The sequence below is a fragment of the Streptomyces sannanensis genome, from assembly GCF_039536205.1.
Lineage (GTDB): Bacteria > Actinomycetota > Actinomycetes > Streptomycetales > Streptomycetaceae > Streptomyces > Streptomyces sannanensis.
The window spans coordinates 1,794,608-1,813,829 of sequence record NZ_BAAAYL010000001.1 but is presented as its reverse complement, the minus strand read 5'-3'; the positions used below and the strand labels follow the sequence as shown (position 1 = coordinate 1,813,829).

17 protein-coding genes are annotated in these 19,222 nt (G+C 70.0%); 16 read left to right on the top strand and 1 reads right to left on the bottom strand.

From position 1 onward, the window contains the following. Positions 1–94: 94 nt before the first annotated feature. Complete coding sequence (locus ABD858_RS08380) at positions 95–640, bottom strand: beta-class carbonic anhydrase (RefSeq protein ID WP_345035566.1); 546 nt, start codon at positions 638–640, stop codon at positions 95–97. Positions 641–1,073: 433 nt separating this feature from the next. On the opposite strand from ABD858_RS08380, the gene rsmH reads away from it, so the two are divergent. The 16 genes from rsmH to ABD858_RS08300 all read left to right on the top strand — a co-directional run bounded on the left by rsmH (position 1,074) and on the right by ABD858_RS08300 (position 18,818). Continuing rightward, positions 1,074–2,030, top strand: coding sequence for a 16S rRNA (cytosine(1402)-N(4))-methyltransferase RsmH (gene rsmH, locus ABD858_RS08375; RefSeq protein ID WP_345035565.1), 957 nt, complete (start codon positions 1,074–1,076; stop codon positions 2,028–2,030). After that, positions 2,027–2,473: a cell division protein FtsL gene (gene ftsL / locus ABD858_RS08370; RefSeq protein ID WP_425586173.1), complete on the top strand. Its 447-nt coding sequence runs from the start codon at positions 2,027–2,029 to the stop codon at positions 2,471–2,473. The genes rsmH and ftsL overlap by 4 nt, the downstream gene beginning before the upstream one ends. Beyond that, the gene (locus ABD858_RS08365; protein WP_345035564.1) at positions 2,470–4,401 is read left to right on the top strand and encodes a peptidoglycan D,D-transpeptidase FtsI family protein; all 1,932 of its coding nucleotides are present in this window, start codon (positions 2,470–2,472) and stop codon (positions 4,399–4,401) included. The genes ftsL and ABD858_RS08365 overlap by 4 nt, the downstream gene beginning before the upstream one ends. A gap of 11 nt (positions 4,402–4,412) precedes the next feature. Then, positions 4,413–6,152: a UDP-N-acetylmuramoyl-L-alanyl-D-glutamate--2,6-diaminopimelate ligase gene (locus ABD858_RS08360; protein WP_345044357.1), complete on the top strand. Its 1,740-nt coding sequence runs from the start codon at positions 4,413–4,415 to the stop codon at positions 6,150–6,152. 4 nt (positions 6,153–6,156) lie between these two features. Next, positions 6,157–7,572: a UDP-N-acetylmuramoyl-tripeptide--D-alanyl-D-alanine ligase gene (locus ABD858_RS08355; protein WP_345035562.1), complete on the top strand. Its 1,416-nt coding sequence runs from the start codon at positions 6,157–6,159 to the stop codon at positions 7,570–7,572. After that, a complete protein-coding gene (mraY, locus tag ABD858_RS08350) occupies positions 7,569–8,639 on the top strand; it encodes a phospho-N-acetylmuramoyl-pentapeptide-transferase (RefSeq protein WP_345035561.1) in 1,071 nt (356 codons plus the stop codon). Before ABD858_RS08355 ends, mraY begins: the two co-directional genes overlap by 4 nt. After that, a complete protein-coding gene (gene murD / locus ABD858_RS08345) occupies positions 8,636–10,060 on the top strand; it encodes a UDP-N-acetylmuramoyl-L-alanine--D-glutamate ligase (RefSeq protein ID WP_345035560.1) in 1,425 nt (474 codons plus the stop codon). Before mraY ends, murD begins: the two co-directional genes overlap by 4 nt. Before the next feature lie 60 nt (positions 10,061–10,120). Beyond that, complete coding sequence (gene ftsW / locus ABD858_RS08340; protein ID WP_345035559.1) at positions 10,121–11,545, top strand: putative lipid II flippase FtsW; 1,425 nt, start codon at positions 10,121–10,123, stop codon at positions 11,543–11,545. Between the two features lie 6 nt (positions 11,546–11,551). Further along, entirely contained in the window at positions 11,552–12,646 is a 1,095-nt protein-coding gene (gene murG / locus ABD858_RS08335) for an undecaprenyldiphospho-muramoylpentapeptide beta-N-acetylglucosaminyltransferase (RefSeq protein ID WP_345035558.1), read from the top strand. A 29-nt stretch (positions 12,647–12,675) separates the two neighbouring features. Further along, positions 12,676–13,479, top strand: a complete 804-nt coding sequence (locus ABD858_RS08330) for a cell division protein FtsQ/DivIB (protein ID WP_345035557.1) — start codon at positions 12,676–12,678, stop codon at positions 13,477–13,479. A gap of 276 nt (positions 13,480–13,755) precedes the next feature. Continuing rightward, the gene (ftsZ, locus tag ABD858_RS08325) at positions 13,756–14,970 is read left to right on the top strand and encodes a cell division protein FtsZ (RefSeq protein WP_345035556.1); all 1,215 of its coding nucleotides are present in this window, start codon (positions 13,756–13,758) and stop codon (positions 14,968–14,970) included. Further along, positions 14,967–15,695: a peptidoglycan editing factor PgeF gene (gene pgeF, locus ABD858_RS08320; protein WP_345035554.1), complete on the top strand. Its 729-nt coding sequence runs from the start codon at positions 14,967–14,969 to the stop codon at positions 15,693–15,695. The genes ftsZ and pgeF overlap by 4 nt, the downstream gene beginning before the upstream one ends. 6 nt (positions 15,696–15,701) lie before the next feature. Further along, entirely contained in the window at positions 15,702–16,421 is a 720-nt protein-coding gene (locus ABD858_RS08315; protein ID WP_345035553.1) for a YggS family pyridoxal phosphate-dependent enzyme, read from the top strand. 139 nt (positions 16,422–16,560) lie between these two features. Next, entirely contained in the window at positions 16,561–17,166 is a 606-nt protein-coding gene (locus ABD858_RS08310; protein ID WP_345035552.1) for a cell division protein SepF, read from the top strand. A gap of 67 nt (positions 17,167–17,233) precedes the next feature. Then, the gene (locus ABD858_RS08305) at positions 17,234–17,530 is read left to right on the top strand and encodes a YggT family protein (protein ID WP_345035550.1); all 297 of its coding nucleotides are present in this window, start codon (positions 17,234–17,236) and stop codon (positions 17,528–17,530) included. Positions 17,531–17,579: 49 nt separating this feature from the next. Next, on the top strand, positions 17,580–18,818 hold the full coding sequence (locus ABD858_RS08300; RefSeq protein ID WP_345035549.1) for a DivIVA domain-containing protein: 1,239 nt from the start codon (positions 17,580–17,582) through the stop codon (positions 18,816–18,818). The last annotated feature ends 404 nt before the right edge of the window (positions 18,819–19,222 follow it).

The window sequence follows — 19,222 nt, the reverse complement described above, 5'->3', positions numbered from 1 at the left end:
TACGGACACCGCGTCCGACAGAGCCGGACGGATGCCACCCCCGCATTCTTGTAGCCGTTACCGCTTCGTGTCACTCGCTGTGGATAACTCCACGTCAGTTGGACGGGGCGATCTCCCGCAGCAGACCCGTCGTCACATCGAAGACAAACCCTCGCACATCGTCGGTGTGCAGCAGGAAGGGGGAGGTCCGTACGCGCTGCATCGACTGGCGCACGTCCTGGTCGACGTCCCGGAACGCCTCCACCGCCCAGGGCGGCCGCTGCCCGACCTCGTCCTCCAGATCGTGCCGGAAGTCCTCGGTGAGGCTCTCCAGACCGCAGTTGGTGTGGTGGACGAGCATCACGCTGCGGGTGCCGAGCGCCCGCTGGCTGATGGTGAGGGAGCGGATCACGTCGTCGGTGACCACGCCGCCCGCGTTGCGGATGGTGTGACAGTCGCCCAGCTCCAGGCCGAGCGCGGCATGCAGGTCGAGCCTGGCGTCCATGCAGGCGACGACGGCGACGTGCAGCACGGGGCGGGCGTCCATGCCCGGGTCGTGGAAGCTCTCGGCGTAGCGGCTGTTCGCCTCGACGAGCCGGTCGGTGACGCTGCGGCTGCCGGAGGGAGCGGGCTCTGAGGGGATGTGCGCGGGAGTCGACATGTAGATGACGGTAGTGGTCGCCGTCGGTCAGGGCCTGCTGTGAGGTAGGACAAAGAAGGTCAACGGGACTTGTTGTGAGCTAACCCACAGGCGTGTAAGAGATGCACCCGAATGAGGGAAATCATCCGGTATGAGGCTTCGTCGTGAGCGGGCCGGGCGACGCGCTGGCCGGTTGATTGACCGGAAGGACGAGTGGACTAAAGTGGCGCGAAGCGGGACCCGTGACGCCCTGATCCGGCTTCACGGACCCACCCCGCTCACCCGCACAGCCCATAAAATTCCACGTTCGTTCCGTGCGCGGCGCACGTACGGCTCGGCCTCCTCCCGCTCGCCGGTCGGCTGACGCCACTTCCCGGCGCCAGCAGACCGTCTCCCTTCCGAGCGGGCGGGGACCCGGCGGTGCGCGCGGTCGCGCCCGACCTGAGAGGGCGCTTTGAGTCAGCGACACGTCCCGGTGATGCTCCAGCGATGCTTGGACCTGTTGGCCCCGGCTCTCGACCGTCCGGGAGCGGTCGTCGTCGACTGCACCCTCGGCCTCGGTGGCCACAGCGAGGCGATGCTCGAGCGGTTCCCCGAGGTCCGGCTCGTCGCACTGGACCGCGACAAGGAGGCGCTGCGCCTCTCCGGTGAACGGCTCGCCCCGTTCGGCGACCGCGCCACCCTGGTGCACGCCGTGTACGACGAGCTGCCCGAGGTGCTGGACCGGCTGGGCATTCACGGTGTCCAGGGCATCCTCTTCGACCTCGGTGTCTCCTCCATGCAGCTCGACGAGGCGGACCGCGGCTTCGCCTACGCCCAGAACGCCCCGCTCGACATGCGCATGGACCAGACGACCGGGATCAGCGCCGCGGAGGTGCTCAACACCTATCCGCCGGGCGAGCTGGTACGGATCCTGCGCCAGTACGGCGAGGAGAAGTTCGCCAAGAAGATCGTGGACGCGATCGTCCGGGAGCGCGAGAAGGAGCCCTTCACCAACAGCGCCCGGCTCGTCGAACTGATCCGTCAGGCGCTGCCCCAGGCGGCCAAGCGCACCGGCGGCAACCCCGCCAAGCGCACCTTCCAGGCCCTGCGCATCGAGGTCAACGGTGAGCTGTCGGTCCTGGAGCGGGCCGTCCCGGCCGCGGTGAAGGCGCTCGCGGTCGGCGGCCGTATCGCGGTCCTGTCGTACCACTCGCTGGAGGACCGGCTGGTCAAGCACGTCTTCGCGGCGGGGGCCGCCAGCACCGCCCCGCCCGGCCTCCCGGTCGTACCGGAGCAGTACCAGCCGCGTCTGAAGCTGCTCACCCGCGGCGCGGAGCTGCCGACGGAGGAAGAGATCGCGGAGAACCGCCGTGCCGCACCGGCACGACTGCGAGGGGCCGAGCGGATCAGGGAGGACGTCCAGCCGTGACGAAGCCGGCCAAGCAGGTGAAGGGGCGGGGCGCGCGGCTGGCGCGGCTGATGCCGTCCGGTCCCAGCAGCGCCGCCCGCAGCCCTTTCGTCCTGCTGGTCGTCCTTCTCCTCGCCGGCGGTCTCATCACGCTGCTGATGCTGAACTCCTCCCTCAACGAGGGGTCGTTCCGGCTGAGCGAGCTCAAGAAACGCACCACCGAGCTCACCGATGAGCAGCAGGCTCTCCAGCGGGACATCGACGACTATTCGGCGCCCGACGCCCTGGAGCGCCGCGCGCGCGAACTCGGCATGGTCCCCGGCGGCAGCCCGGTCTTCCTCGATCCGGACGGTACGGTCCACGGCGTTCCGCGCCGGGTCTCCCTCCGGCAGGCGCCCGCCGCGCCGCCGGCTCCGATCCTCTCCGCGCAGCCCACTCCGACCCCTCGGCAGGTGCAGCAGTGAGCCCGAAGGAACCCCCGGCCCGGCGCGTGCCGCGGCCTGCGCGCCCCCCGTCCGGGGCCCGCCCGCGGCCGGCCGCCCGACCCGCCCCGAAGGCGCTCAGACTGGGCAGCCCGCGCCCCCGGCTGCGGCTGGTCGGCCTGGGGCTGACCCTCGTCATGCTGGCCTTCGTCGTCAGACTGCTCCAGGTCCAGGCCGTCGACGCCGACGCGTACGCCGCCAAGGCCGAGAAGAACCGCTACTCGAGCGTCGATCTGCCCGCCGAGCGCGGCGACATCACCGACCGCTCCGGAATCGCCCTGGCGACGAGCGTCGACGCCTACGACATCACCGCCGACCCGACGATGTTCACGCCGGAGCAGAGCAAGGCGCCGGACGCCCCGGAGCAGGCGGCCGCACTGCTGGCTCCGATCCTCGGGGCCGACGCCGCCGAGCTCACCAGGAAGCTCAAGAAGCCGGACACCAGATATGTCGTCCTGGCCCGCCGGCAGACCCCCCAGGTCTGGAACCAGATCAAGGACCTCAAGAGCGTCTTCGCCGACAAGGCCCGCGCCGACAAGGCCAAGGGCGGACCGGGTGCCAATGTGATGGCCGGCGTCTTCCAGGAGTCGAGCAGCAAGCGTGTGTACCCCAACGGTGATCTCGCCGCCGGGACGCTGGGCTGGGTCAACGCGGACGGCCGGGGCGCGGGCGGCCTGGAGATCCTCATGGACAAGGAGCTGACCGGGCGGGACGGCAAGATCACCTATGCCCAGGCGGGCGGCCACCGGGTGCCCACCGTGGGTTCCCGGGAGACCCCCGCGGTGCCCGGGTCCGACGTCGAGCTGACCCTCGACCGGGACATCCAGTGGGCCGCTCAGAAGGCCATCACCGACCAGGTGAAGAAGTCCAAGGCGGACCGCGGCTACGTGATAGTGCAGGACACCACCACGGGCGAGATCCTCGCCATGGCCAACGCCCCCGGCTTCGACCCCAATGATCTCACCCACGCCGATGCCGCGGCCATGGGCAACGGCGCGCTCCAGGACGTGTACGAACCGGGCTCCACCAGCAAGGTCATGTCCATGGCCGCCGTGCTGGAGGAGAACGCCGCCACTCCCACCACCCGGGTCACCGTCCCCAACCGGCTGCAGCGCGGCGACCGGCTCTTCAAGGACGACATCGATCACCCCACCTGGTACCTGACGCTCAACGGCGTGCTCGCCAAGTCCAGCAACATCGGCACGATCCTCGCGGTGGAGCAGCTCGGCAAGACCGACGCCGAGGCCAACCGGGTCCTCTACTCGTACCTGCGGAAGTTCGGCATCGGCTCGCCCAGCGGCCTCGGCTTCCCGGGGGAGACCGCGGGCATCCTCGCCCAGCCGAAGGACTGGTCGACCTCCCAGCAGTTCACCGTCCGGTTCGGCCAGGGCCTGTCGCTCAATGCCATGCAGGCGGCCTCCGTGTACTCGACGATCGCCAACGGTGGAGTACGCATCCAGCCCACCCTGGTGCGCGGCACCAAGGGACCCGACGGCGTGTTCACCCCGGCAACCGCCCCCGAGCGGACCCGGGTGGTCAGCGCGAAGACCGCCAGGACCCTCGCCACGATGCTGGAGTCCGTCGTCGGCAGCGAGGAGGGCACGGGAACCAAGGCCCGTATCCCCGGTTACCGGGTGGCGGGCAAGACCGGAACCGCCAACCGCGTCGACCCCGTCACCGGCACATACCGGGGCTACACCGCGTCCTTCGCCGGCTTCGCACCTGCCGACAAGCCGCGCGTCACCGTCTACTGCGCCATCCAGAACCCGACCAGGGGCAGCTACTTCGGCGGCCAGATCTGCGGTCCGGTCTTCAAGCAGGTCATGGAGTTCTCCCTGAAGACCCTACGGGTTCCCCCGACCGGCAGCGAAGCCGCCCGGCTGCCGGTGACTTTCGCACCCGCCGAGTGATCGTGACGACCATGCACAGGCCCCCCTCATTTAGCCGCGAGCCCGGTACGCCCGGTACGCTCACCGCCGTGCCACACGCTGATCAGTCCCCAAGCACCCAGCAGGACGCCCCGGCGAAACGTCCCGGAACGCCCCGCCCCGACCGGGTCCGACCGACCCCGCTCGCGGAACTGGCCACCCGGCTGGGTACCGAGTCCCCCGGAGCCGGGGAGGTCACCGGGATCACCCATGACTCACGGGCGGTACGCCCGGGTGACCTGTACGCCGCCCTGCCCGGTGCCCGCTTCCACGGCGCAGACTTCGCCGCCCAGGCCGCCGGCCTCGGCGCGGCCGCCGTCCTCACCGACCCGTCGGGCGCCGAGCGCGCAGCCGTGACCGGCCTGCCGGTTCTGGTGACCGAGGACCCGCGCGGCCGGATGGGTGAGCTCGCCGCCGAGATCTACGGGCATCCGGGTCGCGACCTGCTCCAGATCGGCATCACCGGTACCTCCGGCAAGACCACCACGGCCTACCTCGTCGAGGCCGGGCTGAAGTCCGCCGACGGCCCCACCACCCGAGAGGAAGGGCGCGATGGGGGCACCCCCGGACGGGGTCCGGGGGAGCTTTCGCAGAAGGGTGGTGGCGGGCGACGGGTGGGCCTGATCGGCACGGTCGAGATGCGCATCGGCGACGAGCGGGTCAAGTCCGAACGTACGACTCCCGAGGCCACCGACCTCCAGGCGCTCTTCGCCGTCATGCGCGAACGCGGCGTCGCGTCGGTCGCCATGGAGGTCTCCAGCCATGCGCTGGTGCTCGGCCGGGTCGACGGCTGCGTCTTCGACATTGCGGTCTTCAACAACCTCAGCCCGGAGCACATGGAGTTCCACTCCGACATGGAGGACTACTACCGGGCCAAGGCGCAGCTGTTCACCCCCCGCCGCAGCAGGTTCGGCGTCATCAACCTCGACGACGAGTACGGCCGCAGGCTGGCCGAGGAGGCGACCGTACCGGTTGTCACCTTCTCCGCCGCGGGCCTCCCGGACGCCGACTGGCGGGCCGAGGACGTCCTCATCGGCCCGATGGACAGCACCTTCACGGTCGTCGGCCCCAAGGAACAGCGGATCTCCGCGAAGGCACCGCTGGCCGGTCCCTTCAACGTCGCCAACACGCTCGCCGCGATCGTCACGCTCGCCGAGGCGGGCTTCGACCCGCAGCGGGCCGCCGACGGGATCGCGGCCGTGCCCGGCGTCCCGGGCCGACTCGAGCGCGTGGACGTCGGCCAGCCGTACCTCGCGGTCGTCGACTACGCCCACAAGACGGACGCCGTCGAGTCGGTCCTGCGCGCGCTGCGCAAAGTCACCGAGGGCAGGCTGCACATCGTGCTCGGCTGCGGTGGCGACCGCGACGAGACCAAGCGCGGCCCGATGGGCGCCGCCGCCGCCCGGCTCGCCGACACCGCCGTACTGACTTCCGACAATCCGCGCTCCGAGGATCCGCTCGCGATCCTCACCACGATGCTCGCCGGCGCCGCCGGGGTGCCTGCCGAGGAGCGTGGCGACGTCCTGGTCGAGCCGGACCGTGCGGCCGCCATCGCCGCGGCCGTCGCCCGCGCCAGACCGGGCGACACCGTGCTGGTCGCGGGCAAGGGCCACGAGCAGGGCCAGGACATCGCCGGGGTGGTACGCCCCTTCGACGATCGTCAGGTCCTCCGGGCCGCCATCGAGGCGCACCCGATGGAGCGCGCCAATCGACACGAGAACAGTCAGGGATGAGTTTGTGATCGCCCTTTCCCTCGCCGAGATCGCCGAAATCGTCGGCGGGCAGACCCATGACATACCGGATCCATCCGTGCAGGTCACAGGACCGGTGGTCAGGGATTCCCGTGAAGTGGAATCCGGCAGCCTCTTCGTCGCCATCGTGGGCACCCGCGTCGACGGCCACGACTACGCCGAGGACGTGATCGCGGCCGGCGCGGTCGCCGTGCTGGGCTCGCGTCCGGTCGGTGTCCCCGCCGTCGTCGTCGACGATGTACAGGCGGCGCTCGGAGCCCTCGCACGCGCCGTCGTCCAGCGGCTCGGCGCGACCCTCGTGGCGCTCACCGGCTCCGCGGGCAAGACCAGCACCAAGGACCTGATCGCACAGGTGCTGCAGCGCAAGGCGCCGACGGTCTGGACGCCCGGCTCGCTCAACAACGAACTCGGTCTGCCGCTCACCGCGCTGAGCGCCACCGAGGACACCGAGCACCTCGTCCTCGAGATGGGCGCCCGGGGCATCGGCCACATCCGCTACCTCACCGGGCTGACCCCGCCGCGCATCGGCCTCGTCCTCAACGTCGGCACCGCCCACATCGGCGAGTTCGGCGGCCGGGAGCAGATCGCCCGGGCCAAGGGCGAACTGGTCGAGGCACTGCCGTCGGCGGAGGCGGGCGGCGTCGCGGTGCTCAACGCGGACGACCCGCTGGTACGGGCCATGGTGGCCCGTACGAAGGCGCGTACCGTGCTCTTCGGCGAGGCCGAGGACGCCGATGTGCGTGCCGAGGACGTCCGGCTCACAGCGGCCGGACAGCCCGCTTTCAGGCTTCACACACCCTCCGGGTACAGCGATGTGACCATGCGCCTGTACGGTGAGCATCACGTGTCGAACGCGCTCGCCGCGGCCGCCGTCGCCCATGAACTGGGCATGCCCGTGGACGAGATCGCCACCGCGCTCTCCGAGGCGGGCAGCCTGTCCCGGTGGCGGATGGAGGTCTCCGAGCGTCCGGACGGTGTGACCGTCGTCAACGACGCCTACAACGCGAATCCCGAATCCATGCGGGCTGCGCTGCGTGCGCTGGCCGCCATGGGCAAGGGACGTCGTACGTGGGCGGTGCTCGGCGCAATGGCCGAGCTCGGCGACGAGTCGCTCGTCGAGCACGACGCGGTCGGACGGCTGGCCGTCCGGCTCAACGTCAGCAAGCTCGTGGCGGTCGGGGGCAGGGAAGCGTCCTGGCTGCAAATGGGCGCCTATAACGAGGGTTCGTGGGGTGAGGAGTCGGTGCACGTGTCCGACGCGCAGGCGGCGGTCGACCTGTTGCGCAGTGAGCTGCGCCCGGGAGACGTCGTGCTGGTGAAGGCGTCCCGGTCCATTGGTCTTGAGCGGGTCGCGCTGGCGCTGCTCGACGGGGCGTCCGAGGGCGAGGTAGCCGGCCGATGAGGCAGATCCTCTTCGCGGGAGTCATCGGACTCTTCCTGACCCTGATCGGTACGCCGCTGCTGATCAAGCTGCTGGCCCGGAAGGGGTACGGGCAGTACATCCGTGACGACGGCCCGCGTGAGCACGCCAGCAAGCGCGGTACGCCGACGATGGGTGGTATCGCCTTCATCCTGGCGACGATCGCCGCGTACGCTCTGACGAAGGTGATCACCGGCGAGGACCCGACGTTCTCGGGCGTGCTGGTGCTCTTCCTGACGGCCGGTATGGGTCTCGTCGGTTTCCTCGACGACTACATCAAGATCATCAAGCGGCGGTCGCTCGGTCTGCGGGCCAAGGCGAAGATGGCCGGACAGCTGATCGTCGGTAGCGCCTTCGCGGTGCTGGCACTGCAGTTCGCGGATGGCCGAGGGAACACCCCGGCCTCCACCAAGCTGTCGTTCGTCACCGACTTCGGCTGGTCGATCGGCCCGGTGATCTTCGTGATCTGGGCGCTGTTCATGATCCTCGCGATGTCGAACGGCGTGAACCTGACCGACGGTCTGGACGGTCTGGCCACCGGTGCCTCGGTGATGGTCTTCGGCGCGTACACGTTCATCGGTGTCTGGCAGTTCCAGGAGTCCTGCGCCAACGCGGTGACCCTGACCAACCCCAACGCCTGTTTCGAGGTCCGCGACCCGCTCGACCTCGCGGTCGTCGCCTCGGCCCTGATGGGCGCCTGCTTCGGCTTTCTGTGGTGGAACACCTCGCCCGCCAAGATCTTCATGGGCGACACCGGTTCGCTCGCCCTCGGCGGCGCGCTCGCCGGTCTGGCGATCTGCTCCCGCACGGAGCTGCTGCTCGCCCTCCTCGGCGGTCTCTTCGTCATGATCACCATGTCCGTGATCATCCAGGTCGGCTCCTTCAAGATGACCGGCAAGCGAGTCTTCCGGATGGCACCGCTCCAGCATCACTTCGAGCTCAAGGGGTGGTCGGAGGTCCTGGTGGTGGTCCGCTTCTGGATCATTCAGGGCATGTGCGTCATCGTGGGTCTCGGAATCTTCTACGCGGGCTGGGCGGCCGAGAAGTGACCTGGAACGGCAAGCACATCACCGTCGCCGGCCTCGGCGTGAGCGGCATCAGCGCCGCCCGCGCCCTGGCCGGCCTCGGCGCGCTGGTCACCGTCGTCGACGGCGGCGACAGCGATACGCACCGGACACGGGCCGCGGAACTGCGGGCCCTGGGCATCGAGGTCCGCCTCGGTGACGCGGTCACCCTCCCCGAGGGCACCGAGCTGGTCGTCACCTCGCCCGGCTGGAAGCCGTCCAGCCCCCTCTTCCAGGCCGCCGCCGAGGCGGGCGTGGACGTCGTGGGTGACGTGGAGATCGCCTGGCGGCTGCGTGGTCCGGATGCGGCCCCCTGGCTGGCGATCACCGGCACCAACGGAAAGACCACCACCACGCAGATGCTCGCCTCGATCCTCGGTGCGGCCGGACTGCGGACCGCCGCCGTGGGCAACATCGGCACCCCGATCATCGATGTGGTGCTGTCCCGGGGGGACGAAGGGGCCGAGCCGTACGACGTACTCGCCGTCGAACTGTCCAGCTACCAACTGCACTGGGCACCCTCGCTTCGCGCCCACTCCGCGGCGGTGCTGAATCTCGCGCCGGACCACCTCGACTGGCACGGCTCCATGGAGGCGTACGCCGCCGACAAGGGCCGTATCTTCGAGGGCAATACCGTCGCCTGCGTCTACAACGTGGCCGACCGGGCCACCGAGGACCTGGTCCGGGAAGCCGACGTCGAGGAGGGCTGCCGCGCGATCGGCTTCACCCTCGGCGCCCCCGGCCCCTCCCAGCTCGGCGTGGTCGACGGAATCCTGGTCGACCGGGCCTTCGTGGCCGACCGGTACAAGAACGCGCAGGAGCTGGCCGAGGTCTCCGACATCAATCCTCCGGCCCCGCACAACATCGCCAACGCCCTCGCCGCGGCCGCGCTGGCCCGCGCCTTCGGCGTCGAGCCCGCCGCGGTACGTGAGGGGCTGCGGAACTTCCGCCCGGACGCGCACCGCATCGCACATGTCGCGGACGTGGACGGTGTCACGTACATCGACGACTCCAAGGCGACCAACACGCATGCGGCGGAGGCATCCCTCGCCGCGTACGACCCGATCGTCTGGATCGCCGGCGGCCTCGCCAAGGGTGCCACCTTCGACGAGCTGGTGCAGAGGTCGGCGAAGCGGCTGCGCGGTGCCGTCCTGATCGGCGCCGACCGTGCGCTGATCCGCGAAGCCCTGGCGCGACACGCGCCCGAGGTCCCGGTGGTCGACCTCGACCGGACCGACACTGGGGCGATGTCCGAGGCGGTCCGCGAAGCGGCACGGCTCGCCCGGCCGGGGGACACCGTGCTGATGGCCCCGGCCTGCGCCTCGATGGACATGTTCACCAACTACAACAAGCGCGGCGAGGCGTTCGCGGAAGCGGTCCACGCCCTCGCCGCGGAGAGCGCCTAGCGGCCGGTCCCGTACGGCGGACCGGCCGCGCCGGGGCACGACTGGAGGGGACACCGAGCTATGCCGGCCGACGATTCTCCCGAGCCCGGCGGACCGGGACATCCTCGCCACGGCGTCGGGCTCGCGTTCGCGGGCGCACCCGGCGGCTTGGGCGTCGCCCTGCGCGGCCGGCCGTACGCGGGCGCCGCGCGCCGGCCCTCCGCGCGCCGGGGGAGCGCCGGGCGGATCCCGGCCTTCCGGCCGCCGCGGGGCAGGCGCCTGCGCCGGGCGTACGAGCGGCTGCGGCGGGCCTGGGACCGGCCGCTGACCGCGTACTACCTCATCCTGGGCAGCAGCCTGCTGATCACCGTGCTGGGCCTGGTCATGGTGTACTCCGCCTCGATGATCAAGGCGCTGGCGCTGTCGCTGCCCGCCTCGTACTTCTTCCGCAAGCAGTTCCTCGCTGCCTTCCTCGGAAGCCTGCTGCTGCTGATCGCCTCTCGGATGCCGTCGAAGCTGCACCGGGCGTTCGCGTACCCGCTGCTCGCCGGCACGGTGTTCCTGATGGTGCTGGTGCAGGTGCCGGGGATAGGGCACGAGGTCAACGGCAACCGGAACTGGCTCTATCTGGGCGGCCCGTTCCAGCTCCAGCCCAGCGAGTTCGGCAAGCTGGCCCTGGTCCTGTGGGGGGCCGACCTGCTCGCCCGCAAGCACGAGAAGCGGCTGCTCACGCAGTGGAAGCACATGCTGGTGCCGCTGGTGCCGGTCGCGTTTCTGCTCCTCGGGCTGATCATGCTCGGCGGCGACATGGGCACGGCGATCATTCTCTCCGCGATCCTCTTCGGGCTGCTGTGGCTCGCGGGTGCGCCCACCCGCCTCTTCGCCGGGGTGCTGGGGGTCGCAGTGGCCATCGGTACCGTGCTGATCGCCGGCAACCCCAACCGCATGTCCCGTCTGTCCTGCATCGGCGCCACCGATCTCGGACCGGAGGGCGAATGCTGGCAGGCGGTGCATGGAATCTTTGCTCTCGCCTCCGGCGGACTCTTCGGTTCCGGACTTGGTGCGAGTGTGGAAAAATGGGGCCAACTCCCCGAAGCGCACACCGACTTCATCTTCGCCATCACAGGGGAGGAACTGGGGCTGGCAGGGACGCTGTCGGTGCTCGCCCTGTTCGCGGCTCTAGGCTATGCGGGTATCCGCGTGGCCGGACGCACGGAGGATCCCTTCGTCAGGTTCGCCGCGGGAGGCGTGACCACCTGGATCACGGCCCAGGCCGTGATCAACATCGGTGCGGTGCTCGGTCTGCTGCCGATCGCCGGTGTTCCCCTCCCGCTGTTCTCCTACGGAGGTTCCGCCCTGCTGCCGACCATGTTCGCCGTCGGGCTGCTGATCGCCTTCGCGCGAGAGGACCCCGCCGCGCGGGCGGCCCTGGCCATGCGGCAACCTCGGGTGAGATGGAAGTCGATGAGGCGGCGCGTCAAGAAACGGCCGTCCGGAGAGCGGTGAATTTCGGTGCATGTCGTACTCGCCGGTGGGGGGACCGCCGGCCACATCGAGCCCGCGCTTGCCCTCGCGGACGCCCTGCGCAGGCAGGACCCGACCGTGGGCATCACGGCACTCGGCACGGAACGCGGCCTGGAGACCAGGCTCGTCCCCGAGCGGGGCTACGAGCTGGCACTGATCCCCGCCGTACCGCTGCCGCGCAAGCCCACACCCGAACTGATCACCGTTCCGGGCCGGCTGCGCGGCACCATCAAGGCTGCCGAGCAGGTGCTGGAGCGCACGAAGGCGGACTGTGTGGTCGGCTTCGGCGGCTATGTCGCCCTGCCCGGCTATCTGGCCGCCAAGCGCCTCGGCGTGCCGATCGTCGTCCATGAGGCCAACGCCCGCCCGGGACTCGCCAACAAGATCGGCTCGCGCTACGCGGCCGCAGTGGCCGTCTCCACTCCGGACAGCAAGCTGCGGAACGCCCGCTACGTCGGCATCCCGCTGCGCCGCACCATCGCCACCCTCGACCGTGCCGCCGTCCGCCCCGAGGCCCGCGCGGCCTTCAGGCTGGATCCCAACCTGCCGACGCTGCTGGTCTCCGGCGGCTCGCAGGGCGCACGTCGGCTCAACGAGGTGGTACAGGCGGTCGCCCCGGCGCTTCAGCGCTCCGGAATCCAGATCCTGCACGCGGTCGGCCCCAAGAACGAACTGCCGCGTGTCGACAACATGCCCGGTATGCCGCCTTACATCCCGGTACCGTACGTGGACCGGATGGATCTCGCCTACGCCGCGGCGGACATGATGCTCTGCCGTGCGGGCGCGATGACCGTCGCCGAACTCTCCGCCGTCGGGCTCCCCGCCGCCTACGTCCCGCTGCCGATCGGCAACGGCGAACAGCGGCTCAACGCCCAGCCGGTGGTCAAGGAGGGCGGCGGTCTGCTGGTCGACGACGCGGAACTCACCCCCGAGTGGGTGCAGAACAATGTGCTTCCGGTGCTCGCCGATCCCCACCGGCTGTACGAGATGTCCCGCGCCGCCGCCGAGTTCGGCCGCCGGGACGCCGACGAACTGCTCGTGGGCATGGTCTACGAGGCGATCGGCGCACACCGGGCCGGGTGATCGGCCCCCGACGCAGGAGGCGACAGGGAGTGGCCGGATCGACCACCGCGCAGCGCGGTACCCGCAAGGCGGCGGAATCCGGCCGTTCCCGCTCTTCCCGCGGCGGCACTTCCGGCGGCCGGTTCCGGATTCCGCTCCGTCGGGGGCCGTTGCTGTTGCTCGTCACCGCGGTACTGCTCGCCGGCGGCGCGGTATGGGTGCTCTACGGCTCCTCCTGGCTGCGCGTGGAAGGCGTCAGCACCACTGGCACCGAGGCGCTGACACCGGCCGAGGTGGAGGCCGTTGCCGCCGTCCCGGTCGGGGCGCCGCTGGTCTCCGTCGACACCGACGCGATGGAGACGCGGCTGCTGCGCGAACTTCCCCGCATCGATTCGGTGGAGGTCTTCCGTTCCTGGCCGGACGGTGTGGGACTGAAAGTGACCGAACGGCAGCCGGCTCTGATCATCCAGAAGGGCACGGACTTCGTCGAAGTGGACGCGAAAGGCACCCGCTTCGCCACCGTGCGGCAGCGCCCCGAGGGCGTTCCCCTGCTGGAACTGACCCCGGAACGGTCGCCGAGCCTGCGCCGCTTCGGGACGGGCCGGCTGCTGCGCGAGGCGGTCCGGGTCACCGAAGAGCTCCCTGCCGCGGTGGCACGGGACATCAAGGTCGTCCGGGTCCGGTCGTACGACGCCATCTCCGTGGAGCTGCGCGGGGGCCGTACGGTGATCTGGGGCAGCGGAGAGCAGGGGGCCGCGAAGGCACGAGCCCTCACAGCACTCATGAAAGCAGCCCCGAAAGCCCGTCACTTCGATGTGAGTGCCCCCAGCGCCCCTGCGGCTGCGTCGAGTTGACGGACATATGCCCAGGCCAGCACCCTGGTTGGCGGGAGCTACGGGTGATCACATAGGGTGAAAAGAAAAACGGGAGGTTCGGCGTGTTCGTTGAACGCGCGCCACTTGTCGACTTAGTGTCTCGTTCGGAAGAGTCCAACGAACAGACACACTGGTAACCCTAAACTTCAACGTTAGGGTTCGGGTCGGCGTTCCGGACCGTCCCAATCGGCATCCGTCGTCGCGGAACGGCAACATGAAGCGGCGACCCGTAACTCGAGGCGAGAGGCCTTCGACGTGGCAGCACCGCAGAACTACCTCGCAGTCATCAAGGTCATCGGTGTCGGCGGCGGTGGTGTCAATGCCATCAACCGAATGATCGAGGTCGGCCTCAAGGGCGTCGAGTTCATCGCGATCAACACTGACGCGCAAGCCCTGTTGATGAGCGACGCCGACGTCAAGCTCGACGTCGGCCGGGAACTCACCCGCGGCCTCGGGGCCGGAGCCAACCCGGACGTCGGCCGCAAGGCGGCGGAGGACCACCGGGAGGAGATCGAGGAGGTCCTCAAGGGGGCCGACATGGTCTTCGTCACCGCCGGCGAAGGCGGCGGCACCGGCACGGGCGGCGCGCCCGTCGTGGCCAACATCGCTCGCTCGCTCGGTGCGCTCACCATCGGCGTGGTCACCCGCCCCTTCACCTTCGAGGGCCGCCGCCGCGCCAACCAGGCCGAGGACGGCATTGCGGCGCTCCGCGAAGAGGTCGACACCCTGATCGTCATTCCCAACGACCGGCTGCTGTCCATTTCGGACCGCCAGGTCAGCGTGCTCGACGCGTTCAAGTCCGCGGACCAGGTGCTGCTCTCCGGTGTGCAGGGCATCACCGACCTCATCACCACCCCGGGTCTCATCAACCTGGACTTCGCCGACGTCAAGTCCGTGATGTCCGAGGCCGGCTCGGCCCTCATGGGCATCGGCTCGGCGCGCGGCGACGACCGCGCGGTGGCCGCGGCCGAGATGGCGATCTCCTCCCCGCTGCTGGAGGCGTCCATCGACGGCGCCCGCGGTGTGCTGCTCTCCATCTCCGGTGGCTCGGACCTCGGTCTCTTCGAGATCAACGAGGCCGCCCAGCTGGTCAGCGAGGCTGCTCACCCCGAGGCGAACATCATCTTCGGCGCCGTCATCGACGACGCCCTGGGCGACGAGGTGCGGGTCACCGTCATCGCGGCCGGATTCGACGGTGGGCAGCCGCCGGCCCGCCGTGACAATGTGCTCGGCGCCGCCTCCACCAAGCGCGAGGAGCCCGCCCCGATGCGTACGCCCGAGCCCGCGTCGCGGACGCTCGGCGGACTCGGCGCGGTCTCCCCGCGCGAGGAGCCGGCCCCGGTCCCGGCCGAGCCGGTTCAGGTGAACGAGGTCCCGGTCGTGCCGGTGGCACAGCCGCAGGTCCCGACAGCCCGCCCGTACCAGGACAGCCAGGCCGAAGAGCTGGACGTGCCGGACTTCCTGAAGTGATAAGCGCACAGCAGACTGTGAGCGGCGCGCATTTCGCCTTCACCGACAGGTGGGGTGGAGTGAGCGCCGCTCCGTACGAGGAGCTCAACCTCGGCGGCGCGGTCGGCGACGACCCGGCCGCCGTACAGGCCAACCGCGCGCTCGCCGCGAAGGCGCTCGGCCTGGACCCGGAGCTGATCGTCTGGATGAACCAGGTGCACGGCAAGGACGTCGCCGAGGTCGACGGGCCGTGGACCACGCGTCTGACCCCGCCGGTCGACGGCCTGGTCACCGCACGCCGCGGCCTCGCCCTTGCCGTCCTCACCGCCGACTGCACCCCCGTCCTGCTGGCCGACCCGGTCGCGGGCGTGGTGGCCGCGGCCCATGCCGGCCGCCCGGGGCTGGTCGCCGGGATCGTGCCGGCGGCCGTCGACGCGATGGAGTCGCTCGGCGCGGACCCGGCCCGGATCGTCGCCCGTACCGGCCCCGCGGTCTGCGGACGCTGCTACGAAGTCCCCGAGCAGATGCGGGCCGATGTCGCCGCCGTTGTTCCCGAGGCCTGGTCCGAGACCAGCTGGGGCACTCCGGCCGTGGACGTCACCGGTGGAGTCCATGCCCAGCTCGAGGCGCTCGGGGTACGCGACATGCGGCGCTCGCCGGTCTGCACCCTGGAATCGAGCGACCACTTCTCTTACCGCCGCGACCGCTCCACCGGACGGCTCGCCGGATATGTCTGGCTGGACTGATACGACATGACCGACCGCAAGACTCAACTCGCCGCGAATCTGGAGCAGGTGGAGGAGCGCATCGCCACCGCCTGCGCCGCCGCCGGACGCAAGCGGGACGAAGTGACCCTGATCGTGGTCACCAAGACCTACCCGGCGAGCGATGTGCGGACGCTGTACGAACTGGGTGTCCGGCATGTCGCCGAGAACAAGGACCAGGACGCAGCGCCCAAGGCGGCCGCCTGTGCGGATCTGTCTCTTTCCTGGCATTTTGTGGGTCAGTTGCAGACGAACAAAGTGCGTTCGGTGGCGAGTTATGCCGATTTCGTGCAGTCCGTCGACCGGCCAAAGCTCGTCACGGCACTGTCCGCGGCGGCCGTGAGGGCGGATCGGGAGACCGGCTGCCTGATTCAGGTCGCCCTCGACGCGGAGTCGGGCGACCGGGGCGCGCGTGGTGGCGTCGCGCCGGACGGAATCGAGGAGTTGGCCGGACTCATCGAAGACGCTCCCGGTCTGCGGCTTGACGGCCTGATGATGGTGGCGCCGCTCCATGGTCCCTACGCGGGACGTCAACAGGCGTCGTTCGAGAGGCTGATGGAATTCGCGTCCAGCCTGCGCGCGGCACATCCTGCTGCGAACATGGTCTCGGCAGGGATGAGTGGGGACCTCGAAGCGGCCGTCGCGGCCGGAGCGACACATCTACGCGTCGGTACGGCGGTACTCGGAGTCCGACCTCGCCTCGGGTAACGTCGCGAAGAAAGTCGGACCACAGCAGAAAATATGGTCATTCCCGCAAAAGGCGGGCAGGCCTAGTGGATCGTGGGCACTTGGTGGCAAAGTGACATGAGCGGTAGGGCGATCCACCACAGAGCGGAGGAATCGGAGCATGGCCGGCGCGATGCGCAAGATGGCGGTCTACCTCGGCCTCGTGGAGGACGACGGTTACGACGGCCCGGGGTTCGACCCCGACGACGAGTTCGAACCCGAGCCCGAGCCCGAGCGGGACCGGCGGCGGCATCAGCCCACACATCACGTGGAACGGGACGAACCGGTACGGGTCGCCCAGCCGCCCGCGCCTCGGGAGCCGTTGGCGCTTCCGGTGGAAAGCGGACGTCCGGCGCGAATCGCTCCCGTGGCATCCATCACACCCGAACGTCCGAGCCTGGAGAAGAACGCCCCGGTGATCATGCCCAAGGTCGTGTCCGAGCGGGAGCCCTACCGCATCACCACACTGCACCCGCGGACCTACAACGAGGCCCGTACCATCGGGGAACACTTCCGTGAGGGCACTCCGGTGATCATGAACCTCACGGAGATGGACGACACCGATGCAAAGCGACTTGTCGACTTTGCCGCGGGACTCGTCTTCGGTCTGCATGGCAGCATTGAGCGGGTGACGCAGAAGGTGTTCCTGTTGTCGCCTGCTAACGTCGATGTCACGGCGGAGGACAAGGCCCGTATCGCAGAGGGCGGTTTCTTCAACCAGAGCTGAGACAAGACATAAGGAACAACCGGCCGTAAAGGCCGGAAACGAGAGCCAGGGGAGAGGGAAGCGCAAGATGGGCGTGGCACTGCTGGTGATCTACTACGCGCTTGTCGCCTTCCTCGTCTTGCTGATCTTCCGGCTCGTCATGGACTACGTCTTTCATTTCGCCCGTTCATGGCAACCCGGCAAGGCGATGGTGGTCGTTCTGGAGGCCACCTACACTGTCACTGATCCACCGCTCAAGCTTCTGCGGCGATTCATCCCGCCGTTGCGTCTCGGGGGCGTGGCACTCGACCTGTCCTTCTTCGTTCTGATGATCATCGTCTCTCTCCTGCTCAGTCTCGTGGGCAACTTTGCGAGCCAGGTATGAGCGATCCGGTCCTGCCGACTGCCGACGACTACGTAGAGGTGAAGGAAAGATGCCGCTGACCCCCGAGGACGTGCGGAACAAGCAGTTCACGACCGTCCGCCTCCGAGAAGGCTATGACGAGGACGAGGTCGATGCCTTCCTCGACGAGGTCGAAGCCGAACTGACCCGCCTGCTCCGCGAGAACGAGGACCTGCGGGCCAAACTGGCCGCGGCCACCCGCGCCGCCGCGCAGAACCAGCAGCAGCAGGGCATGCGCAAGCCGGAGCCGCAGGACCGTCCCGGCGGTCCGGTGCCCGCCGCCATATCTGGACCGCCGGTCCAGCAGCAGCCGCAGATGGGCCCGCCCCAGCTGCCGAGCGGTGCCCCCGCGCTGCCCGCGGGTCCCGGTGGCCCGCAGGGTCCCGGCCCGATGGGCCAGCCCCCCATGGGTCAGCCTCCGATGGGTCAGCCTCCGATGGGTCAGGGCCCCATGGGTCAGCCGATGGGCCAGCCGCAGATGGGTCAGGGCCCCATGGGTCAGCCTCCGATGGGTCAGGGCCCCATGGGCCAGCCCCAGATGGGCCAGGGCCCCATGGGCCAGCCGATGGGCCAGCCGCAGATGGGTCAGGGCCCCATGGGTCAGCCGATGGGAGGCCCGATGGGCGGTCCCATGGGCGGCCACGGTCCGCAGATGCCGCAGCCCGGTCAGGGCCCCGGCGGCGACAGCGCCGCGCGTGTGCTCTCGCTGGCTCAGCAGACCGCCGACCAGGCGATCGCCGAGGCCCGTTCCGAGGCCAACAAGATCGTCGGCGAGGCGCGCAGCCGCGCCGAGGGGCTGGAGCGGGATGCCCGCGCCAAGGCCGACGCGCTGGAGCGGGACGCGCAGGAGAAGCACCGCGTCGCGATGGGCTCCCTGGAGTCCGCTCGCGCCACGCTGGAGCGCAAGGTCGAGGACCTGCGCGGCTTCGAACGCGAGTACCGAACGCGGCTGAAGTCCTACCTGGAGAGCCAGCTGCGTCAGTTGGAGACCAGCGACGAGTCGCTGGCCCCGCCGCGCACTCCGTCCGCCCCGTCGCTGCCGTCGGCCCCGTCGATGGCCCCGGCCGGCGCGTCGGCCATGGGCCACACGATGGGCGGCAACCAGCCCATGGGTGCCCCGGCGCCGAGCGCTCCGTCGTACGGCGGCCAGCAGCAGATGTCGCCCGCGATGACGCAGCCGATGGCTCCGGTACGGCCGCCGGCCCCGCAGCCGATGCAGCAGGCGCCGTCGCCGATGCGTGGCTTCCTCATCGACGAGGACGACAACTGACGACCGCGTAGTCGTACGCCACGGCAGGCCGAAGGGCCGGGCCCCGGGATTCCCCCGGGGCCCGGCCCTTTGTGGTGCGCGGGTCCGGTGCTGACGCCCCACGTTGGGTTGGCCTGGGGGGCACCTCTGGGGGCACCCCCAGGACGGGCTTGTGGGGTTGCTGCTGGTTGCCGGGTGCGATGGGGATTGCCGCCGTTGTCGGGTGCGGCTCCGAGGCCGCTGTCGGTCCGGGATTGCTGTCGTTGCCGGGTGCCGCTCCGGGGGTACTGTCCGGGCCGGGCATGCTGTGCTTTCCCGGGGGACACCCCCAGGACCCCTGTACGCCGCGCGGTCTCGGAGTCCGTGGAGTTGACCTGGTCACGGCCCGGCCGGCCCCCTGCGCGGTCCCCTTCGACTGCTGCGCT